The sequence below is a fragment of the Kitasatospora sp. NPDC092286 genome (assembly GCF_044755565.1).
In the GTDB taxonomy this organism is placed as follows: Bacteria; Actinomycetota; Actinomycetes; order Streptomycetales; family Streptomycetaceae; genus Kitasatospora.
The window spans coordinates 71,204-87,360 of record NZ_JBIVRD010000002.1; the positions used below are offsets into that span (position 1 = coordinate 71,204).

Below are 16,157 nucleotides of genomic sequence, written 5' to 3' on the forward strand. Positions count from 1 at the left end.
GTGCCGCGGTTCCGTCGAACGCCGGGAGAGTTCAGCAGATGACGACGCTCTGTATCGGAAACAACCGCACCGAGGAGATGGTCGGGGACCTCACCGGGATGACGCCGCTGGAGCGGCTGTTCGCCGGCTGCGGGGCCCAGCGCATGCTCTGGTTCGCCGAGGACGGCGACGTCCTGGTGCTGCCCTGGGGGCCCGACCCGGTCTACCTCGGGTATGTCACCGGGCTGACCGGTACCCGGGCCGAGAGCCTGACCTTCGTGGTACCGCCGCCGGGCGTGGAGGGCGCGGACATCATCACCCCGGACCGGCTGGCCGAGCCGGGCTTCCGCGAGGAGCTGCGCCGGGCGCTGGCCGGCCGGCCGGTGGAGCGGGTGCTGGCGATCTCGCCCAACGCGGCCGTGGTGGACCTGGCGGCCGCGCTCGGGGCCGAGCACGCCGTCCCGGGCCACGCCTTCGCCGCGCAGGGCGGCAACGCGCTGGTCAACAGCAAGGCGGTGTTCCGGGCGCTGGCCGCCGGGGCCGGGGTGCCGATCCCGCCGGGGACGGTCGCCACCTCGCCGCAGCAGGTGGAGGCGGCGGTCAACGGCCTGCTGGAGCAGGGCCACAGCGTGATGATGAAGGTCGAGTACCAGGCCGGCGGGTTCGGCAATGAGGTCCTCGCCCGGGACGAGGACGTCACCCCGCTGGGCGCCCAGCGGGTCGTGTCGCTGGCGGACCGCGCCGCCGTCGCCGCGTACGTCGCCGAGCGCTGGACCTGGCTGACCGGCGGGCGTGGCCAACGGGTCGTGGTGGAGCGGTACTTCACGGACGCGGTGCCGGTGTACGCGGAGTTCGTGATCGGGGACCACGGGTCGGTGCTGTCCGGGTGCGGCGAGATGGTGATGGACCCGGTGGTGGTCGGCGAGATCACCCCGCCGGTCACCCCTGACGCCGGGGTGCGGGCCGAACTCGTCCACCAGGCCTCCCGGTTGTGCGAGTCGCTGCGGGTGCTCGGCTACCGGGGCACGGTCAGTGCGGACGCGATCCTGACCCCCAAGGGCGAGTTGTACTTCAGCGAGACCAATGGGCGTCTCACCGGTTCGACGCATCTGCACGACGCGTTGTTCGCCCGCCTGGTCGGCGCCGATCACCGCTCCGCCCGGGTGATCCTGGAGCTCGCGGGCCTGCGGGTGCCGTCGTTCCCGGAGGCGGTCGAGGCGCTGGAGCGGGCCGGGCTGGCCTTCGATCCGCAGACCCGGACCGGCGTGGTGTTCAGCTGCGACTTCGCCCCGGCCGACGGCTCGGTGATGTACTGCGTGATCGCCGAGGACGCCGAGGCGGCCCGGGCCGCGGAACGCCGGCTGACCGAACTCTTCCCGCGGTGACGGAGGCCCCGGACGGGCCTTTGGGCGCCGGGCCTTCGGGCCTCGGGCCGTCGGGCATCCGGGCGGCGGTGATCCGGAGGTACGGCGGGCCGGAGGAGTTCCGTGCCGAGACCGTACCCGAACCGGCGGCCGGGCCCGGCCAGGTGCTGATCGACGTCGCCCTGGCCGGGGTCAACTACGCGGACCTGCACTGCCGTACGGGCGAGTACGCGAGGTTCCCGTTGCCCGCGGTGCTCGGCGCGGACGTGATCGGGCGCCGCCGCGGCGACGGACGGCGGGTCGCCGCACTGCTCCGGACCGGCGGCGGCTATGCCCAGGTGGCGTGCGCGGAGCGGTCGTTCACCGTGGAGGTGCCGGACGAGGTCGGCGACGAGCAGGCGCTGGCGCTGCTGGAGCAGGGCGCGACGGCGTACGCCGCCCTGGCCCTGCTCGGGCGGCTGCGGCCGGGTGAGTGTGTCGCGGTGACGGCGGCGGCGGGCGGTGTCGGGCACCTGGCGGTGCAGCTGGCCCGGGAGCTGGGGGCCGGACGCGTGCTGGGGCTGGCCTCGACACCGGCCAAGCGGGAGTTCGTCCGCTCGCTGGGAGCGGACGCGGTGTTCGACCCCGCCGCACCCGAACTGGCCGAGCTGCTGGCCGAGTCGGGCGGAGTCGACCTGTTCGTGGACTCGGCGGGCGGCCGGGGGCTGCGGGACGGGCTGGCGGCGCTGGCGCCGTTCGGCCGGCTGCTCTGCGTCGGCGCCCGAGGCGGACCGGAGGAGGCCTTCGCGGTGGACGAGCTGGCGGAGCGCTCGGCGGGCGTGCTCGGCTTCTGGCTGCAGCATGTGCTGGACGACCGGGTGCTCTTCTCGGGCGTCGTCGAGCAGCTGTTCCGGCTGGCCGGGCGGGGCCGGCTGACGGCGCGGATCGACCGGATCGTCCCGCTCTCCGGCGTGGGGGGCGCGCACCGGGCCCTGGCCGCACGGCAGACGATGGGAAAGGTGCTGATCGACGTCCACCGGGAGGGCTGAGGCATCGGCCCCGAGCGCAGCAGCGCCCGGGGCCCGATGGCTGATGTCCGGCGTCCGGTTTCCGTTGCTCGGCAACCGGGTTCGGCAAGCGGGTTCAGTACCCGGCGGCGTCGTCCAGCCCGTGGCCGCGCAGCGGGACGAGGAAGCTGCGCTCGAAGACCACCACGACCTCGCCGGTGGACTTCGTCCCGGTGGTTCGGCACGTGACGATGCCCTGTCCGGTACGGCTCTTGGAGAGCCGCTTGGCGAGCGTCTCGGTCTGTGCGTACAGGGTGTCGCCCGTGAACACCGGGTGGGTCATCCGGATGTTCTCCCAGCCGAGGTTGGCGATGGTCCGCCCGCTGGTGGAGCGGGCCGTCATCCCGCCGACGATGCTGAGCGTCACCAGGCTGGAGACGATCGGCCGCCCCCAGGGGGTGTGTTGGCTGTACGCGGCGTCGATGTGCAGCGGGGCGTCGTTCATGCTCAGCATGCTCATCAGCACGTTGTCCAGCTCGGTGACGGTCCGCCCCGGGCGGTGCTCGATGACATCGCCGACGGTGAACTCCTCGTAGTAGCGGCCGACCACCTCGCGGTAGTGCCGCTCGCCGATCCGCCGGTAGCCGGCGGGTTCGGGGTCGGGCGTGAGCGCGGACGCGGATTCGGCTTCGGGCATGGCGCGTTGCTCCCCAGGGGTCGGAGTCCGGCGGTGGGCGATCAGGTGTCTGGCGTCAGGTGCCTGGCGTCTGGCGTCTGGTGTCAGGAGGCAGGGATCAGAGGTCGGAGGTGAGCTCCCTGACGTGGCCGGCGAACTCGGTGATCAGCCGCTCGTCCATGTCGGCGCGCATCATCAGCCGCAGACCCGCCTCGCCCTTGGGAACGATCGGGAAGAACACCGCCGAGCTGTAGAAGCCGCGTTCGAAGAGCTGGGCGGAGAGCTTGACCGCACGCTCGGCGTCCCCGACATCCACCCGCCGAACCGGCAGGCCGTTGCCCGCGAAGGTGGTCGGCAGCAGCTTGTCGAAGAGGTCGATGTTGCGGTTCAGCTTCGCCTGGAGTTCGGTGAGTTCGGCGGACCGGTGGACGGCCGCGCTGCCCAGCGAGGCGCCGACCAGCGGCAGTGCCACGTTCTGCGACCAGCCGACCGGACCGGCGTGCCGGTGCAGGAACTCGAACTGCTCGCGGTTGCCGAGCATGGCGATGCCGCCGCCGGTGCCGAAGCCCTTGCCGAGGCTGGCGACGATGACCGTCAACGGGTTCATCTCCAGCCGCGAGCGGACGAAGCCCTCGCCGCGCTCGCCCATGATGGACAGCGAGTGGGAGTCGTCGATGTAGAGGAACAGCCCGTAGCGGTCCTGGAGTTCGAGCAGCCCGTCGAGGGCCGCCGCGCCGCCCATCGAGTACGCTCCGTCGGCGACGTAGGCGACCCGCGGGTACTTGCGGCAGATGTCCTCCAGATAGTTCAGGTCGTTGTGCGGGCAGTTGAGCACCAGCGACTCGTCCGCGCAGATCGGCTTCACATACGCCATGCAGAAGTGGCAGAACCGGTCGAAGACCATCACGCGGGGCCCGCCGCCGCGCTCGCAGGTGCCGTCGAGGTGACCGGAGGCGACCAGCGGCAGGATGCCGGCGGTGAGCGCGGTGCAGGACGCGCCGGGCAGGATGTGCGCGCCGAACAGTTCGCCCAGCTCCTCCTCCAGCCGCACCAGCAGGTTGTGCCGGATCCGGGTGGTGGAGGTGACCAGCCAGGTGCTCTTGGACTCCGTGAGCGCGTCCACCGCTCCGGCCGCGACCTGCGGGTGGTTGTTCAGCCCGAGGTACGCGCAGGAGACCATGTTGGCGAACTCGTGGCCGGTCTCGCGGACGATCAGCCGGTTGTTGGACTCCGAGTCCACCTTGATGCCGATCAGCCCGTTGGCGCCGGCCGCCTGCCAGACCGGGTCGGCGGTGGCGAGCATGGCCTCGGCGTTGCGGTAGCGGCGCGGGCCCTGGATGGATTCTTCGGTCATCGTCACTTCTCCTCCGTGTCGTTCCGGGGGGCTGCGGGCCGTACGGGGGGTACGGGCCGTGCGGGCGGTACCGGCGGTACGGCCCGCGTGGGCTGGTCGGCCTGGCCCGGCGGGCCGAACTGCTCGATCAGACGCTGCGAGGCCTCGAAGAAGGGCATGCCGACCATCACCCCGTCCACGACGGTGACCGAGCGGCCGTTCTCCCGGCCCGCCTCGACCACTCGCAGGGCCTGTTCCAGCAGATGCTCGTCGGGGCTGAACGCCTCGTTGATCAGGGGAAGTTGGCGGGGGTGCACGGCGATCTTGCCACTGAACCCGAAGTCCCGGGCGAGCGCGGCCTCCCGGCACAGCCCGTCCAGATCGGTGACTTCGAAGAACGGCGCGTCCATCGCCTCCACCCCCGCGGCCCGGGCGCTGTTGACCACTCGGCCCCGGGCGTGTGCCAGGGCTTCCCAGGAGAGCCGGGCGCCGACCGCGAACGCGTAGTCGGCGGAGCCGAAGACCAGTCCGCGCAGGCGGTGCCCGGCGGCCGCGATGGCGGGTGCGTGCTCGATGCCCAGGGGCGTCTCCACGACGGCGAGGAACTCCGTCTCCGGGCAGTCCGGTCCGAGCGCTCCGGCGGCGATCTCGATGTCCCGGGGGGACTGCGCCATCGGGATCAGCACGATGTCGGGCTTGACGCGGTACCGGGTGATGGCGATCAGATCGCGCAACCCGTCGGGCCCGGCAAGGGTGTTGATGCGCACCGCGCTGCGGGCGAGCTTGGTGGACGGCAGGTCGAAGAACTCCTCGGCGAGGTGGCGGGCCTCCTCCTTTCGAGCGGGTGGGACCGAGTCCTCCAGGTCGACCATGGCGATATCGGCCCCGGACTGGTGGCTCTTGGCGTACCGCTCCACCGCCATCGCGGGTGTGGACAGCAGGGAACGGCAGTACCGCGTGAACTTCATGGAAATCTCCGAAGTCAGCGAAGTCTGCGGCTCCTGGTTCTATCCCACCGGCATTGTTCGGCGCCGTGCGGCTGGACATTGAACATCAACTCGGAACAACCGCCCCGTGCGACCCATTGTTTGACGCCAACTGTCCTGTGCATGATGAATCTCGAAGGATGGACACCGCCCAGGCGTCAGGACCTCCGGCCGTCAGGACCGCCAGCCGTCAGGTTCTCCTGGCGTCGGCCCCCTGCCGTCGGGTTATCCGCGCTCGGGCCTTCCGCCCTTGGGTTTTCCGTCCACGGGAGACCGCGTCGACGGGGCCTCGGATCATCGGGCTCCGGATCACCGGGCACCGCTTCAACGAAGAAGGGGGCTACTGTGCCGCGTCGGGAGAGTCCACTGGACCAGGGCGACGGGCCGCTGCTGCGGTTCGCGGGCGACTTACGGGCGCTCAGGGAGCGGGCGGGCACCCCGCCGTACCGGCAGCTCGCCCTCCGGGCACACTGCTCGGCCGCCAGCCTCTCGGTGGCGGCGGGCGGCCGGCAGCTGCCGAGCCTCGCCGTCACCCTCGCCTATGTACAGGCGTGCGGAGGGGACGTGCGGGAGTGGCAGCACCGCTGGCAGTTGCTCGCTGCGGAACTGGCCGCGGACACCGCCGCCCGCCGGCGCGCCCAGGACGCCGGGCGGGCCCCGTACCCGGGTGCGGCGGCCTTCGAGGCGGTGGACGCCGAGCGCTTCTTCGGACGGGAGGCGCTGCTGGACCAGTTGGTGGGGCTGCTCGCCGAACGGCGCCTGGTGGTGGTCACCGGGCCCTCCGGGGTGGGGAAGTCCTCGCTGGTCAGGGCCGGTCTGCTGGCGCGGCTCGGCGGGCCGGTGGCGCTGCTCACCCCGGGGGAGCGGCCGATGGAGGCGTACACGCTGGCCCTGGCCCGGCTCGGGCAGCGGGCCGGGGATGGACGGGCCACGCGAGCCCAGGCCGGGAGCGCGCGGGCCGCAGAGGCGCAGGTCGGGCCCGCGCGGGTCGGGTCCGCGCGGACCCGGGGCGGGGGGAGTGGCGAGGCGCGGGCCGGGCGTGGCAACCGGACGGCCGAGGGGGAGTGGGCGGCCGATCCGGTGCTGGTGGTGGACCAGGGCGAGGAACTGGGCACCCGCTGCCGTGACGCCGCCGAGCGCACCCGGTTCCTGGACTCGTTGGTGGCGTGCGCCGAGGACGCGGTCTCCGAGCGGGCGGCCGCCATGGGCGGGAGCGGCGCCGGAACCGCTCGGTGCCGGGTGGTTCTGGTGCTGCGGTCCGACCAGTGTGCCGCGCTGCTCGCCGAACATCCCGCGCTGGCCGCGGCCTGCCAGGACGCCGTGCTGGCGGTCGGCCGCCCGGCGCCCGACGAACTGCGCCGCGCGATCACCGAACCCGCGCTGCGGGCCGGTTGCACCGTCGAGGGTGCGCTGCTCGCCGTCCTGATCTCCACCGCCGCCCAGCAGCCGGGCGCCCTGCCGCTGGTGTCGGCGGCCCTGTTGGAGACCTGGCGGCGGCGCAGCGGCAACGCGCTCACCCTGGCCGGGTTCCAGGCCACCGGCGGCTTCGAGGGGGCGCTGGCCCGGACCGCCGAGGTGTTGTTCGACGGGCTGGGCGCGCTGGACCGCGAGCTGGCCCGGGCGGTTTTCCTGCGGCTCGGCGGTGAGAGCGTGCGGATCCCCGTCGGGATCGGCGAGTTCGACGGCCCCGGGGTGCCGGCCGTGCTGGAACGGCTGGTCCGGGCCCGGCTGGTGGTGCTGGACCGGGACACCGTCGAACTCGCCCACGGCGCGCTGCCGCAGGTCTGGCCCCGGCTGCGGGACTGGCTGGCCGAGAGTCGGGACACGCTCGGCGACCATCGGCGGCTCACCGAGGTCGCCCGCAGCTGGGCCGCCGCCGACCGGGACCCTGAACTGCTCTACCGGGGAGCCCGGCTGGAACTCGTTCGGCGGCGGGTGGCGGCCGGAGAGCTGACCCCGGCCGGAGTCGAGCGGGCGTTCCTGGCGGCGGCCGTGCACGCGGCCGCCGCAGACCGGCGCCGGTCCCGTCGGCAGAGCCTCGCCGTGGCCGGGCTCGCGGCGGCCGGCGGCGCGCTGATCACCCTGGCCGGGGGGAGCCGGATTCTGCGGGCGCGGCGGGATTGATCAGCCCCGGGGCCAGGGAGTTGAACATCGCCCTGTTCAATCAACGGGCGATCGGGGCGCGCCTCGGAATGTCGATCACGTCCTTGCGCGGCCGTCGGCGGGCCGGGTAGCTTGGCGGTCGATCCCGGCTCCCGCAGTTCGTTGATTCACCTTCCAGGATCGGGATTTCCCCTCCGTCGTGGCCGGCCCGGAGCCGGCCGACGGATTTCTCGCGAGCTGATTCCGGTGCCGTCCCGGCCGGTTCGGTATCCGGTTCACCTCGATCCGACTTTTCCCAGCCTCCGGCCCAGCCATTTCCCGAATCCGCGTCAAGGGGGAGTCATGTCCAATTCGGCCCGTCCGGTCCACCCGGTCCACCCGGCCCGTCCGGTTCAAGCGGCCAGTCCGGTGCACAGCTGGGACGAGTTCACCACGCTGCGCGAGGTGGTGGTCGGTACCGCCGTCGGCGCCCGGCTGCCCGGGCAGTCCGACCCTTCGTCCTGGCTGTCCTGCTTTCCGAAGACCAGGGCCGCCGACCTCGGCTCGATCCCGGTCGGCGCCTACTCGCAGCAGGTCGTCGAGGAGACCGAGGAGGACCTGGACGCCCTGGTCGCCACCCTGCGCGGCCTCGGCGTCACCGTCCACCAGCCCGAAGTGGTCGACCACGCCGCCGAGTTCGCCGCCCCGCACTGGAAGGCCGACGGCGGCTTCCACTCCTACTGCCCGCGGGACCTCACCCTGGTGGTCGGTGAGACCGTGATCGAGGTGGCGAGCCCGATGCGCGCCCGCTACTTCGAGGTGTTCGGCCTGCGCGGCCTCTTCCAGGAGTATCTGCGCGGCGGTGCCCGATGGTTGGCCGCACCCCGCCCGCAACTGAACGACGAGCTCTTCGAGTTCGACGCCGACGGGCTGCCGCTGCTCGGCGAGGCCGAGCCGGTCTTCGACGCCGCCAACGTGCTGCGGCTCGGCCGCGACGTCTTCTACCAGGTCTCCCGCAGTGGCAACGAACTCGGGCTGCGGTGGCTGGAGTCCACCCTTGGCCTGCTCGGTGACCTGCGCCTGCACCCGCTGCGCGACATCTACGGATACACCCACATCGACAGCACCATCGCGCTGCTGAGGCCGGGCCTGGTGCTGCTCAACCCCGAGCGGATCAGCCCCGAGACGGTGCCCGAGCCGCTGCGGGGCTGGGACATCCTGTGGTGCCCGCCGGCCGAGCCGTCCGCCGACTCGACCGAGCCCGAGCCCGAGCACTCGCTGAGCGAGAGCTGGATCAGCATGAATCTGCTGATGGTCAGCCCCGACACGGCGATCGTCGAGTCGGACCAGTGGAGCCTGATCAAGCAGCTGGAACACGCCGGCATCACCGTCCTGCCGCACCGGCTGCGCCACTCGCGGGTGCTCGGCGGCGGTTTCCACTGCGTGACCCTGGACATCCGGCGGGACGGCGGGCTGGAGGACTACCTATCGTGATCGCGGCGAGGTGGGGGCTGGCATGCTTGACGGGTGACTTCTCCGTTCGACGCCGCCGTCCCCGCCCCTGCCGCCGCTTCCGTTCCCGCCGTTTCCGTTCCGTCCTCCGCTCCGGAGTCCGTGCCGGCCGCCGAGGACCGGGACGCCCGGCCGCAGTACGTCCTGCCGCTCCTCGTCCGGATGGAGCGGGCCACCCCGCCCGGGCGGACCGACGCGCTGGAGACCTCGGCGCGGGCCGTGCTGACGCTGCTCGCGGACTCGCGCGTCACCGAGCCGGACGGGGAGTGGGCGGAACGGGTCGCCGCCTGGGAGGACGCCCGGATCCGCAAGGTGGTCCGGCGGGCCCGGGGCGGGGAGTGGCGCCGGGCCGGCGAACTGCCGGGGATCACGGTCACCGGGCGGGAGGCGGAGGTGCGAGTGTTCCCGCCCGTTCCGCTGGACGGCTGGCCGAAGGAGCTCGCCAAGCTCCAGGTCTCCGGCACCGATCTGGAGGAGACCGGCCCGGTCGCCGCCGCCGAGCCCGGCCTGCCGGTGCTGTGGCTCAATCCGGAGCTGGAGATGAGCGCGGGCAAGACGATGGCGCAGACCGGCCATGCCGCCCAGGTCGCCTGGTGGCGGCTGGACGAGACGCAGCGCAAGGAGTGGGCCGAGGCCGGTTTCGCCCTCGCCGTCCGCACGGCGACGCCGGAGGCCTGGGCGGAGCTGCTGGTGAGCGGCCTGCCGCTGGTCCAGGACGCGGGCTTCACCGAGATCGCGCCGGGGAGCTGCACGGTGGTCGCGGAGCACCCGGCGCTGCGCGGGTGACGGGTGGCGGGCGGCGGCGAGTGACAGGGAACAGCGGACGGATAACAGCTTTCGGATAACAGAATCTGAAAGCTGTTATCTGTGATCCGTCCCCTGAAAACTGTCATCCGTTCCAGGTCTCCCGTCGCCGTGTCCGAATGCCGCCAGCATCCAGGGCGGCGGGTCGGTGAGTATCGGTGACGAAGGGGTTGGCCCCCGTGCCGTCCGCAGCCGGGCCCGACCCGCCCGAGACTCCGGAAGGACACCCCCGTGACCACCGAGCCCGCCGCCCGGGTGGCGGCCGCCGACTGGGCCGCCGTCGCCGACGAACTGGACGCCCACGGCTGCGCGCTCACGCCCCGGCTCCTCTCCCCGGCCGAGTGCCGGGAGCTGGCGGCCCGGTACGACCGGGCGGAGCTGTTCCGCACCACGGTGGACATGGCCCGCCACCGCTTCGGCTCCGGCCAGTACCGCTACTTCACGCACGACGGCCTCCCCGGGCCCGTCCGGGACCTGCGGGCCGCGCTCTACCCGCACCTGCTCGCGATCGCCCGCACCTGGGCCGGGCGGCTCGGCCGGCCAGCCCCCTGGCCGGACACGCTGGACGAGTGGCTGGAGCTGTGCCACCGGGCCGGCCAGTCGAAGTCCGCCCAGATCCTGCTGCGCTACGGACAGGGCGACTGGAACGCGCTGCACCGCGACGTGTTCGGCGAGATGGTCTTCCCCCTCCAGGTCGTCATCGGCCTCGACGAGCCGGGCAGGGACTACACGGGCGGCGAGTTCCTGCTCGTCGAGCAGCGGCCCCGCGCGCAGTCCCGGGGCACCAGCACCGTCCTCGCCCAGGGCCACGGCCTGGTGTTCACCACCCGGGAGCGCCCGGTGAAGTCGGCCCGGGGGTGGTCCGCCGGCCCCGTCCGGCATGGCGTGAGCACGGTCCGTTCCGGCCACCGCCACGCGCTCGGCCTCGTCTTCCACGAGGCCTGAACGGTTCCGTGATGACCTCCGCCACCCCCGCCCGCTCGCCGCTGATCGGCCCCGCCGCGATCGCCGCCTACGGTCGCCTGCCCGCGCCCGGCCCGCACACCGCGGCCGAACTCGCCGCACTGCTCCGTCTGCTCACCGGCGGCCGGGCCCGCCTCCACACCGTGACCGTCGGCCACAGCCGCGACGACGCCTCCCGCGCCGCCGCGAGGGCCTTCACCGAAGCCTGGCTGGACCTGCCGGGACGGTCGGTGCTCGCCGTCGTCGACTGGCCGGAGCAGGCCGCCTCCTGGCTGCGGCCCGCCCGCCGACTGACCGCCCCGGCGCCGGACGCCTGGGTCCTCGCCGCCGCACCACTCGGCTGGGCGCAACTGGCCCGCCGCCTCGGCCGGGAGCCGGGCTGGCGGGCGTGGCACACCTTCGGTTTCGCCTCGCTCGCCCCGCCCGCCGAACCGCGTGCCGTCGCCCTCGCCGGTCAGGGGGCGCTGGACGGCCTGCGCGGCGCGAGCGCCGACGGCGGCACCTGGGAGATCGCCGACGGCCGGCTCACCACCTGCCCGCCGGGCCGGGCGCCTCAGACGGTGTAGCGGCGCATCGCGCGCAGGCCGCCGTACGCCGCCACGGCCGCCCAGAGGGCCATGATCAGCAGGCCGGACCAGTGGCCGTAATGGATCCCCGGGTCCGGCTGGGTGCGCGTGGCGTACAGCCCGGCCCGGTCGGGCAGGAACTGGCCGGCCTCGCGCACACCGGGGATCGCCGCCAGCCAGGTGGTGCCGAGGAAGACCATCGGGACGAGCAGGCCGAGCGCGGCGCTGAAGTTGCGCAGCATGGCCGTCAGGCCGAGGCAGAGCACCACCAGCAGCGGGTGGTAGAGCACCCCGGCCGTGAAGGCCCGGGCCAGACCAGGGGTGGAGAAGTCCAGGCCGGTGGTGGCGGCGACGACGAGGAACGAGCCGGCCGTGGAGGCCAGCCCCATCAGCAGCCCCAGCCCGATGCCGAGGGCGAGCTTGCCGCCGTAGAGCAGGCCTCGGCGGGGGACGGCGGTGAGTGAGACCGAGATCATGCGGGTGTTGAACTCCTGGCCGATCAGCAGGACGCCATGGCAGGCCACGGCGACATGGCCGAACAGCAGGCCGTAGAAGATCCCGTTGCTCGGGTCCTCGCCCGGGGTGTGGTCCGCCTCCCCGTACGCGGCGTTGACGGCGGCGGCGACACCGACGGTCAGAACGACGGCGACGAGCGGGGCGAGCCACTGGGAGGGAAGGGTGGTGAACTTGACGCGCTCGGAGCGCAGGACGTTCAGGGCGGTCGGAGCGCCGGTCATGGACGTGGTCATCGAGGTGTCGTTCCCAACGGTCTCGGAAGAGGCTGACAGGGAGTGGGCGAGGTGCGGGCGGAGCGGCTCGCGGTGGAGGCACCCCGCCGCCGGTCGCGGAGGCAGGCGCAGGCCCCGGGCCTCGGCGCAGGACTCAGAACTCGGCTCGCCGCAGGGCGCGCAGGCCGCCGTACGCCGCGGCTGCCGCCCAGCCGGCCATGATCAGCAGACCGGTCCAGTGCCCGTACACGACCTGCGGGTTGTCGGCGTAGTGCAGCGCGTACTGGCCGGCCCGGTCCGGGAGGAACTGCACCACGGAACGCGCCCCGGGTACGCCGCTGAGCAGCGGGGAGAGCAGGAAGACGGTCGGCACCAGCAGGCCCATCGCGGCCGTGAGGTTGCCGAGCAGAGCGGTCGCGCCGATGCAGAACACCACCAGCAGGACGGGGTACAGCACTCCGGCGGTGGCGCTGCGGGCGAGGGCCGGGCCGTCCCATGCACCGGGTGTGGTGGCGGCGTATCCGGCGAAGGAGCCGGCCGTCCCGATCAGGCCGACGGCGAGGGCGACGAGTGCGCCGACGGCGAGTTTGCCGCCGTAGAGCAGGCCTCGGCGGGGGACGGCGGTGAGCGAGACGGTGATCATGCGGGTGTTGAACTCCTGGCCGATCAGCAGGACGCCGAAGCAGACCAGCGCGGCCTGGCCGAAGTTGAGGCCGTAGTAGAGGCCGACACCGGGGTCGTCGGTGAGGCTGTGGTCCTTGCCGCCGAGGGCGGCGCCGACGGCGGTGGTCAGGCCGACGGTGAGCAGGGCGGCGAGGACCGGGGTGAACCAGAGCGAGCGGAGGGTGGCGAGCTTGATCCCCTCGGACCGCAGCAGGTTCAGTGCGGTGGACGTGGACGTGGACGTGGACGTGGACGTGGACGTGGACGTGGACGTGGACGTGGCCGGGGCCGGGGCCGGTACGGACGGAACGGTGCTCATGCCGCCGCCGCCCGGTACTCGACGCTGTCGGCGGTCATCCGCATGAACGCCTCTTCCAGCGAGTCCTGCTGGACGGCGATCTCGTACAGCACCACGCCGTTCGCCGCCGCCAGCGCCGCGATCCGCTCCGGCTCGGCCCCGCTCACCTCCCAGGCGTCGCCGTCCACCGGCTCGGCGGTCACCGTTCCCGAACCGAGACTCCCGAGGTCGCCGCCGAGCAGGGCGGCCAGCTTCGTCCGGTCCACCGCGCGGACCCGGATCCGGGTGCGGCCGTGGCGTTGAAGGAATTCCGTGGTGGCGTCGTCCGCCAGCAGCCGGCCCCGGCCGATGACGACCAGATGGTCGGCGGTGAGCGCCATCTCCGTCATGAGGTGGGAGGAGACCAGCACGGCCCGGCCCTCGGCGGCCAGATCGCGCAGCAGGGTGCGGATCCAGCGGATGCCCTCGGGGTCGAGGCCGTTCACCGGCTCGTCCAGCAGCAGCACCGGCGGGTCGCCGAGCAGCGCGGCGGCCACGCCGAGCCGCTGGCGCATGCCGAGCGAGAACCCGCGGATCCGGCGGCCCGCCGCCTCGGTCAGGCCGACCTGCGCGAGCACCTCGTCCACCCGGCGGTTCGGCAGCCCGTTGCTGGCGGCCAGCCAGCGCAGCTGGCCGCGCGCGGTGCGGCCGCCGTGCACGGCCTGGGCGTCCAGCAGGGCGCCGACCTGCCGCAGCGGGTCGGCCAGTTCGGCGTACCGGCGACCGCCGACCAGGGCGTGGCCTGCGGTGGGCCGGTCGAGGCCGAGGATCAGCCGCATGGTGGTGCTCTTGCCCGCGCCGTTCGGCCCGAGGAAGCCCGTCACCGCCCCGGGCCGGACGACGAAGCCGAGGTCGTCGACCACACGCTTTCCGTCGTACTCCTTGGTGAGGCCCTGAACCTCGATCATGACGCCCTCCCGCGTGCTCCCCGGACCTTCCCCGGACTCGCTTCGGGCTCCTCCGGATTCACTCCGACCCGCTCCGACCCGCTCCGGGATTCCGGACCCCGGCTCTCCGGCTCCGACGGCCCCATTCCACCGGAGCGGACCACTCCGGCGGATCCCGCCGGGGAGTGGAGCTCTCTCCCTCTTGGGAGGGAGCCGCGGCACATCGCTGACCTGGCAGGATGGCGTCATGCCCAGGATCCTCGCGCCCCTGCTGAGCGCCGCCACCTACGCGCGGTGGCTGCATCTGGTGATCGGGTGGATCTTCGCCGGCGTCGTCCTGATGATCTACCCGGGGACGTACGGGTTCAGCCTCGCCGAGGTCCTGGCAAGGGCCGTTCTGCTGGATGCCGTGCTGCTCACGCTGGCCGCCCTGCTGCCCGCGATGCGCCGGGCCGAGGGCGTGCAGGCGCGGCTGCTGCTGATGCCCGAACGCGAGCAGGACATCGCCGCCGAACCCGCCCGTACCTGGGCCGACCGCCGACGCACCGCCGTCTGGCTGATCGGCCGGGTGGCTCTCGGCTCGGTGGTCGGGATCCTCGCCGTGCTGGTGCCCGCCGGCGCCGTCGAGCTGGTCGCCGACTCCGCGCCGAACCTGCACGGAATCCAACTCCCGCACCAGCACGGACTGCTCTGGTACCCGCTGCTGGCGGCCGCGGCGCTGTTCGGCTACGGCTGGCTGGTGGTCTGGGCGGGGCGTCTGCAACTCGCCATGGCGGTAAGGCTGCTGGGACCGTCCCCGGCCGAACGGCTGGCCGAGGCCGAGCTGCGGGCCGAACGTCTGCTGGAGCGCAACCGGTTGGCCCGCGAGCTGCACGACTCCATCGGCCACGCGCTGACGGTGACGGTCCTTCAGGCCGGTGCGGCCCGGGAGGTGGGCGACCCGGCCTTCGTCGCCAAGGCGCTCGAAGTCATCGAGGAGACCGGCCGACAGGCCATGGACGACCTGGAGCGCACACTCGTGCTGCTCCGCGAGGCCTCGGACCGGCGGGACGCGTCGGACGGGTCCGTCACCGAGCGCCCCGGCATCGAGCAGCTGTCCGCGCTCTTCGACACCGCGCGGGCCGCCGGCAGCCCGGTGGAGGCATGGATCGACGTGCCGTCGGGGAAGCTGCCCGGGGTGCTCTCCCGCGAGTCCTACCGGATCCTCCAGGAGGGCGTCACCAACGCCCTCAAGTACGCGCCGGGCGAGCCGATCAGCGTCCGGATCGCCCTGCGGGGCGGCCGGTTGGAGCTGCGCTGCGCCAACGCGACGGGCGGGCCTGGCCCGTCGTCCGCGCGCAGCGCGCCGCGCAAGGGCGGCAAGGGACTTCGCGGTATCCGGGAGCGGGCCGCGCTGCTCGGTGGCGAGGCCTCGGCCGGGCTGGAGTCCGGCGAATGGGTCCTGGCCGTCCGCATGCCCCTACGCTTGGGCGTGTGATGATCGACATTCTGCTGGCCGACGACGAGGAACTGGTCCGGGCCGGACTGCGGGCCGTGCTGGAGGCGCAGGGCGACCTGCGGGTGGTCGGTGAGGCCTCCGACGGAGGCGAGGCGGTGGCCATGGCCCGGGAGCTGCGCCCGCACGTGGTGCTGATGGACGTCCGGATGCCGGAGGTCGACGGTCTGGCGGCGACCCGCGCCCTCGTCCGGTCGGGCGCGACCGGGGAGCAGCCGCCGAAGATCCTGGTCGTCACCACCTTCGAGAACGACGACTACGTCTACCAGGCCCTGCGCGCCGGTGCCGACGGCTTTCTGCTGAAGCGCTCCCGCCCGGCCGAGATCGCCCACGCGGTCCGGCTGGTCGCGGCGGGCGAGTCGCTGCTCTTCCCGGCCGCGATCCGTCGTCTCGCCGCAGGCCGGGGCAACGCGGCCGCCCGCGCGACGATGGCCCGTGCCGCCCTGACCGAGCGTGAGGCCGAGGTGCTGCGGCTGGTGGCCCGGGGCCTCGCCAACAGCGAGATCGCCGAGCAGCTGTTCCTCGGCGTGCAGACGGTGAAGACGCACGTCAGCAGTGTGCTGGCGAAGCTCGGCGCCCGCGACCGCACCCAGGCGGTGATCGCCGCGTACGAGTCCGGCTTCGTGGAGCCGGCCGAGGACCGGCTGTCCGAGGAACAGCCGAACCGTGCGGACCCGACGCGGAGTTGAGCCGGCCGTAGGGCAGGAGCCGGCCCACCGACGGGCAGACGCCGGACCCGCCGTCCGGCCCCGCCGTCCGGGACCGGTAACCGGTGGGCCGAAGCGATACCCGGCGG

The 16,157-nt window shown here is 73.3% G+C and carries 15 protein-coding genes; 9 read left to right on the forward strand and 6 right to left on the reverse strand.

Translation table 11 applies throughout. The annotated features are described in order from the left end of the window. The first annotated feature begins 38 nt into the window (after positions 1-38). Complete coding sequence (locus ACIQIB_RS03035) at positions 39-1,364, forward strand: peptide ligase PGM1-related protein (RefSeq protein WP_363608615.1); 1,326 nt, start codon at positions 39-41, stop codon at positions 1,362-1,364. Next, positions 1,361-2,371 carry a zinc-binding dehydrogenase gene (locus ACIQIB_RS03040; protein ID WP_363608613.1) on the forward strand — a complete coding sequence of 337 codons (1,011 nt, stop codon included), beginning with the start codon at positions 1,361-1,363 and terminating at the stop codon, positions 2,369-2,371. Before ACIQIB_RS03035 ends, ACIQIB_RS03040 begins: the two co-directional genes overlap by 4 nt. A gap of 94 nt (positions 2,372-2,465) precedes the next feature. Here the strand turns inward: ACIQIB_RS03040 and ACIQIB_RS03045 are convergent, their stop codons facing one another. The 3 genes from ACIQIB_RS03045 to ACIQIB_RS03055 all read right to left on the reverse strand — a co-directional run bounded on the left by ACIQIB_RS03045 (position 2,466) and on the right by ACIQIB_RS03055 (position 5,306). Further along, positions 2,466-3,026: a MaoC family dehydratase gene (locus ACIQIB_RS03045; RefSeq protein ID WP_363608611.1), complete on the reverse strand. Its 561-nt coding sequence runs from the start codon at positions 3,024-3,026 to the stop codon at positions 2,466-2,468. A gap of 97 nt (positions 3,027-3,123) precedes the next feature. Beyond that, positions 3,124-4,359 carry an aminotransferase class I/II-fold pyridoxal phosphate-dependent enzyme gene (locus tag ACIQIB_RS03050; RefSeq protein WP_363608609.1) on the reverse strand — a complete coding sequence of 412 codons (1,236 nt, stop codon included), beginning with the start codon at positions 4,357-4,359 and terminating at the stop codon, positions 3,124-3,126. 2 nt (positions 4,360-4,361) lie between these two features. Next, positions 4,362-5,306: a CoA ester lyase gene (locus ACIQIB_RS03055; RefSeq protein ID WP_363608607.1), complete on the reverse strand. Its 945-nt coding sequence runs from the start codon at positions 5,304-5,306 to the stop codon at positions 4,362-4,364. A gap of 363 nt (positions 5,307-5,669) precedes the next feature. On the opposite strand from ACIQIB_RS03055, the gene ACIQIB_RS03060 reads away from it, so the two are divergent. The 5 genes from ACIQIB_RS03060 (at position 5,670) to ACIQIB_RS03080 (ending at position 11,251) form a co-directional block, all read left to right on the forward strand. Beyond that, on the forward strand, positions 5,670-7,448 hold the full coding sequence (locus ACIQIB_RS03060) for an ATP-binding protein (RefSeq protein ID WP_363608605.1): 1,779 nt from the start codon (positions 5,670-5,672) through the stop codon (positions 7,446-7,448). Positions 7,449-7,769: 321 nt separating this feature from the next. Beyond that, positions 7,770-8,900, forward strand: coding sequence for an inosamine-phosphate amidinotransferase 1 (locus ACIQIB_RS03065; protein ID WP_400756374.1), 1,131 nt, complete (start codon positions 7,770-7,772; stop codon positions 8,898-8,900). Between the two features lie 33 nt (positions 8,901-8,933). Next, positions 8,934-9,704: a peptidyl-tRNA hydrolase gene (locus tag ACIQIB_RS03070; RefSeq protein WP_400756376.1), complete on the forward strand. Its 771-nt coding sequence runs from the start codon at positions 8,934-8,936 to the stop codon at positions 9,702-9,704. Between the two features lie 249 nt (positions 9,705-9,953). Next, on the forward strand, positions 9,954-10,667 hold the full coding sequence (locus tag ACIQIB_RS03075; protein WP_400649671.1) for a 2OG-Fe(II) oxygenase: 714 nt from the start codon (positions 9,954-9,956) through the stop codon (positions 10,665-10,667). 11 nt (positions 10,668-10,678) lie between these two features. Beyond that, a complete protein-coding gene (locus ACIQIB_RS03080) occupies positions 10,679-11,251 on the forward strand; it encodes a hypothetical protein (RefSeq protein ID WP_400756377.1) in 573 nt (190 codons plus the stop codon). Here ACIQIB_RS03080 and ACIQIB_RS03085 read toward each other — a convergent pair. The 3 genes from ACIQIB_RS03085 to ACIQIB_RS03095 all read right to left on the reverse strand — a co-directional run bounded on the left by ACIQIB_RS03085 (position 11,239) and on the right by ACIQIB_RS03095 (position 13,887). Next, a complete protein-coding gene (locus ACIQIB_RS03085) occupies positions 11,239-12,000 on the reverse strand; it encodes a hypothetical protein (RefSeq protein ID WP_400756379.1) in 762 nt (253 codons plus the stop codon). The genes ACIQIB_RS03080 and ACIQIB_RS03085 overlap by 13 nt on opposite strands. 133 nt (positions 12,001-12,133) lie before the next feature. Next, positions 12,134-12,961 carry an ABC transporter permease gene (locus tag ACIQIB_RS03090; protein WP_400756380.1) on the reverse strand — a complete coding sequence of 276 codons (828 nt, stop codon included), beginning with the start codon at positions 12,959-12,961 and terminating at the stop codon, positions 12,134-12,136. Further along, positions 12,958-13,887, reverse strand: a complete 930-nt coding sequence (locus ACIQIB_RS03095) for an ABC transporter ATP-binding protein (protein WP_400756381.1) — start codon at positions 13,885-13,887, stop codon at positions 12,958-12,960. Before ACIQIB_RS03095 ends, ACIQIB_RS03090 begins: the two co-directional genes overlap by 4 nt. A gap of 226 nt (positions 13,888-14,113) precedes the next feature. On the opposite strand from ACIQIB_RS03095, the gene ACIQIB_RS03100 reads away from it, so the two are divergent. Both ACIQIB_RS03100 and ACIQIB_RS03105 read left to right on the forward strand, forming a co-directional pair. Then, positions 14,114-15,343 carry a histidine kinase gene (locus ACIQIB_RS03100; protein WP_363608571.1) on the forward strand — a complete coding sequence of 410 codons (1,230 nt, stop codon included), beginning with the start codon at positions 14,114-14,116 and terminating at the stop codon, positions 15,341-15,343. Continuing rightward, on the forward strand, positions 15,343-16,050 hold the full coding sequence (locus ACIQIB_RS03105; protein ID WP_400756595.1) for a response regulator: 708 nt from the start codon (positions 15,343-15,345) through the stop codon (positions 16,048-16,050). The genes ACIQIB_RS03100 and ACIQIB_RS03105 overlap by 1 nt, the downstream gene beginning before the upstream one ends. Positions 16,051-16,157: the final 107 nt, after the last annotated feature.

What these genes read in the sequence shown, in the direction of transcription:
- ACIQIB_RS03035 (WP_363608615.1), top strand. Translation starts at nt 39, where the DNA reads ATGACGACGCTCTGTATCGGAAACAACCGCACCGAGGAGATGGTCGGG.
- ACIQIB_RS03095 (WP_400756381.1), bottom strand. Translation starts at nt 13,887, where the DNA reads ATGATCGAGGTTCAGGGCCTCACCAAGGAGTACGACGGAAAGCGTGTG.
- ACIQIB_RS03065 (WP_400756374.1), top strand. Translation starts at nt 7,770, where the DNA reads ATGTCCAATTCGGCCCGTCCGGTCCACCCGGTCCACCCGGCCCGTCCG.
- ACIQIB_RS03105 (WP_400756595.1), top strand. Translation starts at nt 15,343, where the DNA reads ATGATCGACATTCTGCTGGCCGACGACGAGGAACTGGTCCGGGCCGGA.
- ACIQIB_RS03045 (WP_363608611.1), bottom strand. Translation starts at nt 3,026, where the DNA reads ATGCCCGAAGCCGAATCCGCGTCCGCGCTCACGCCCGACCCCGAACCC.
- ACIQIB_RS03080 (WP_400756377.1), top strand. Translation starts at nt 10,679, where the DNA reads ATGACCTCCGCCACCCCCGCCCGCTCGCCGCTGATCGGCCCCGCCGCG.
- ACIQIB_RS03085 (WP_400756379.1), bottom strand. Translation starts at nt 12,000, where the DNA reads ATGACCACGTCCATGACCGGCGCTCCGACCGCCCTGAACGTCCTGCGC.
- ACIQIB_RS03090 (WP_400756380.1), bottom strand. Translation starts at nt 12,961, where the DNA reads ATGAGCACCGTTCCGTCCGTACCGGCCCCGGCCCCGGCCACGTCCACG.
- ACIQIB_RS03050 (WP_363608609.1), bottom strand. Translation starts at nt 4,359, where the DNA reads ATGACCGAAGAATCCATCCAGGGCCCGCGCCGCTACCGCAACGCCGAG.
- ACIQIB_RS03055 (WP_363608607.1), bottom strand. Translation starts at nt 5,306, where the DNA reads ATGAAGTTCACGCGGTACTGCCGTTCCCTGCTGTCCACACCCGCGATG.
- ACIQIB_RS03100 (WP_363608571.1), top strand. Translation starts at nt 14,114, where the DNA reads ATGCCCAGGATCCTCGCGCCCCTGCTGAGCGCCGCCACCTACGCGCGG.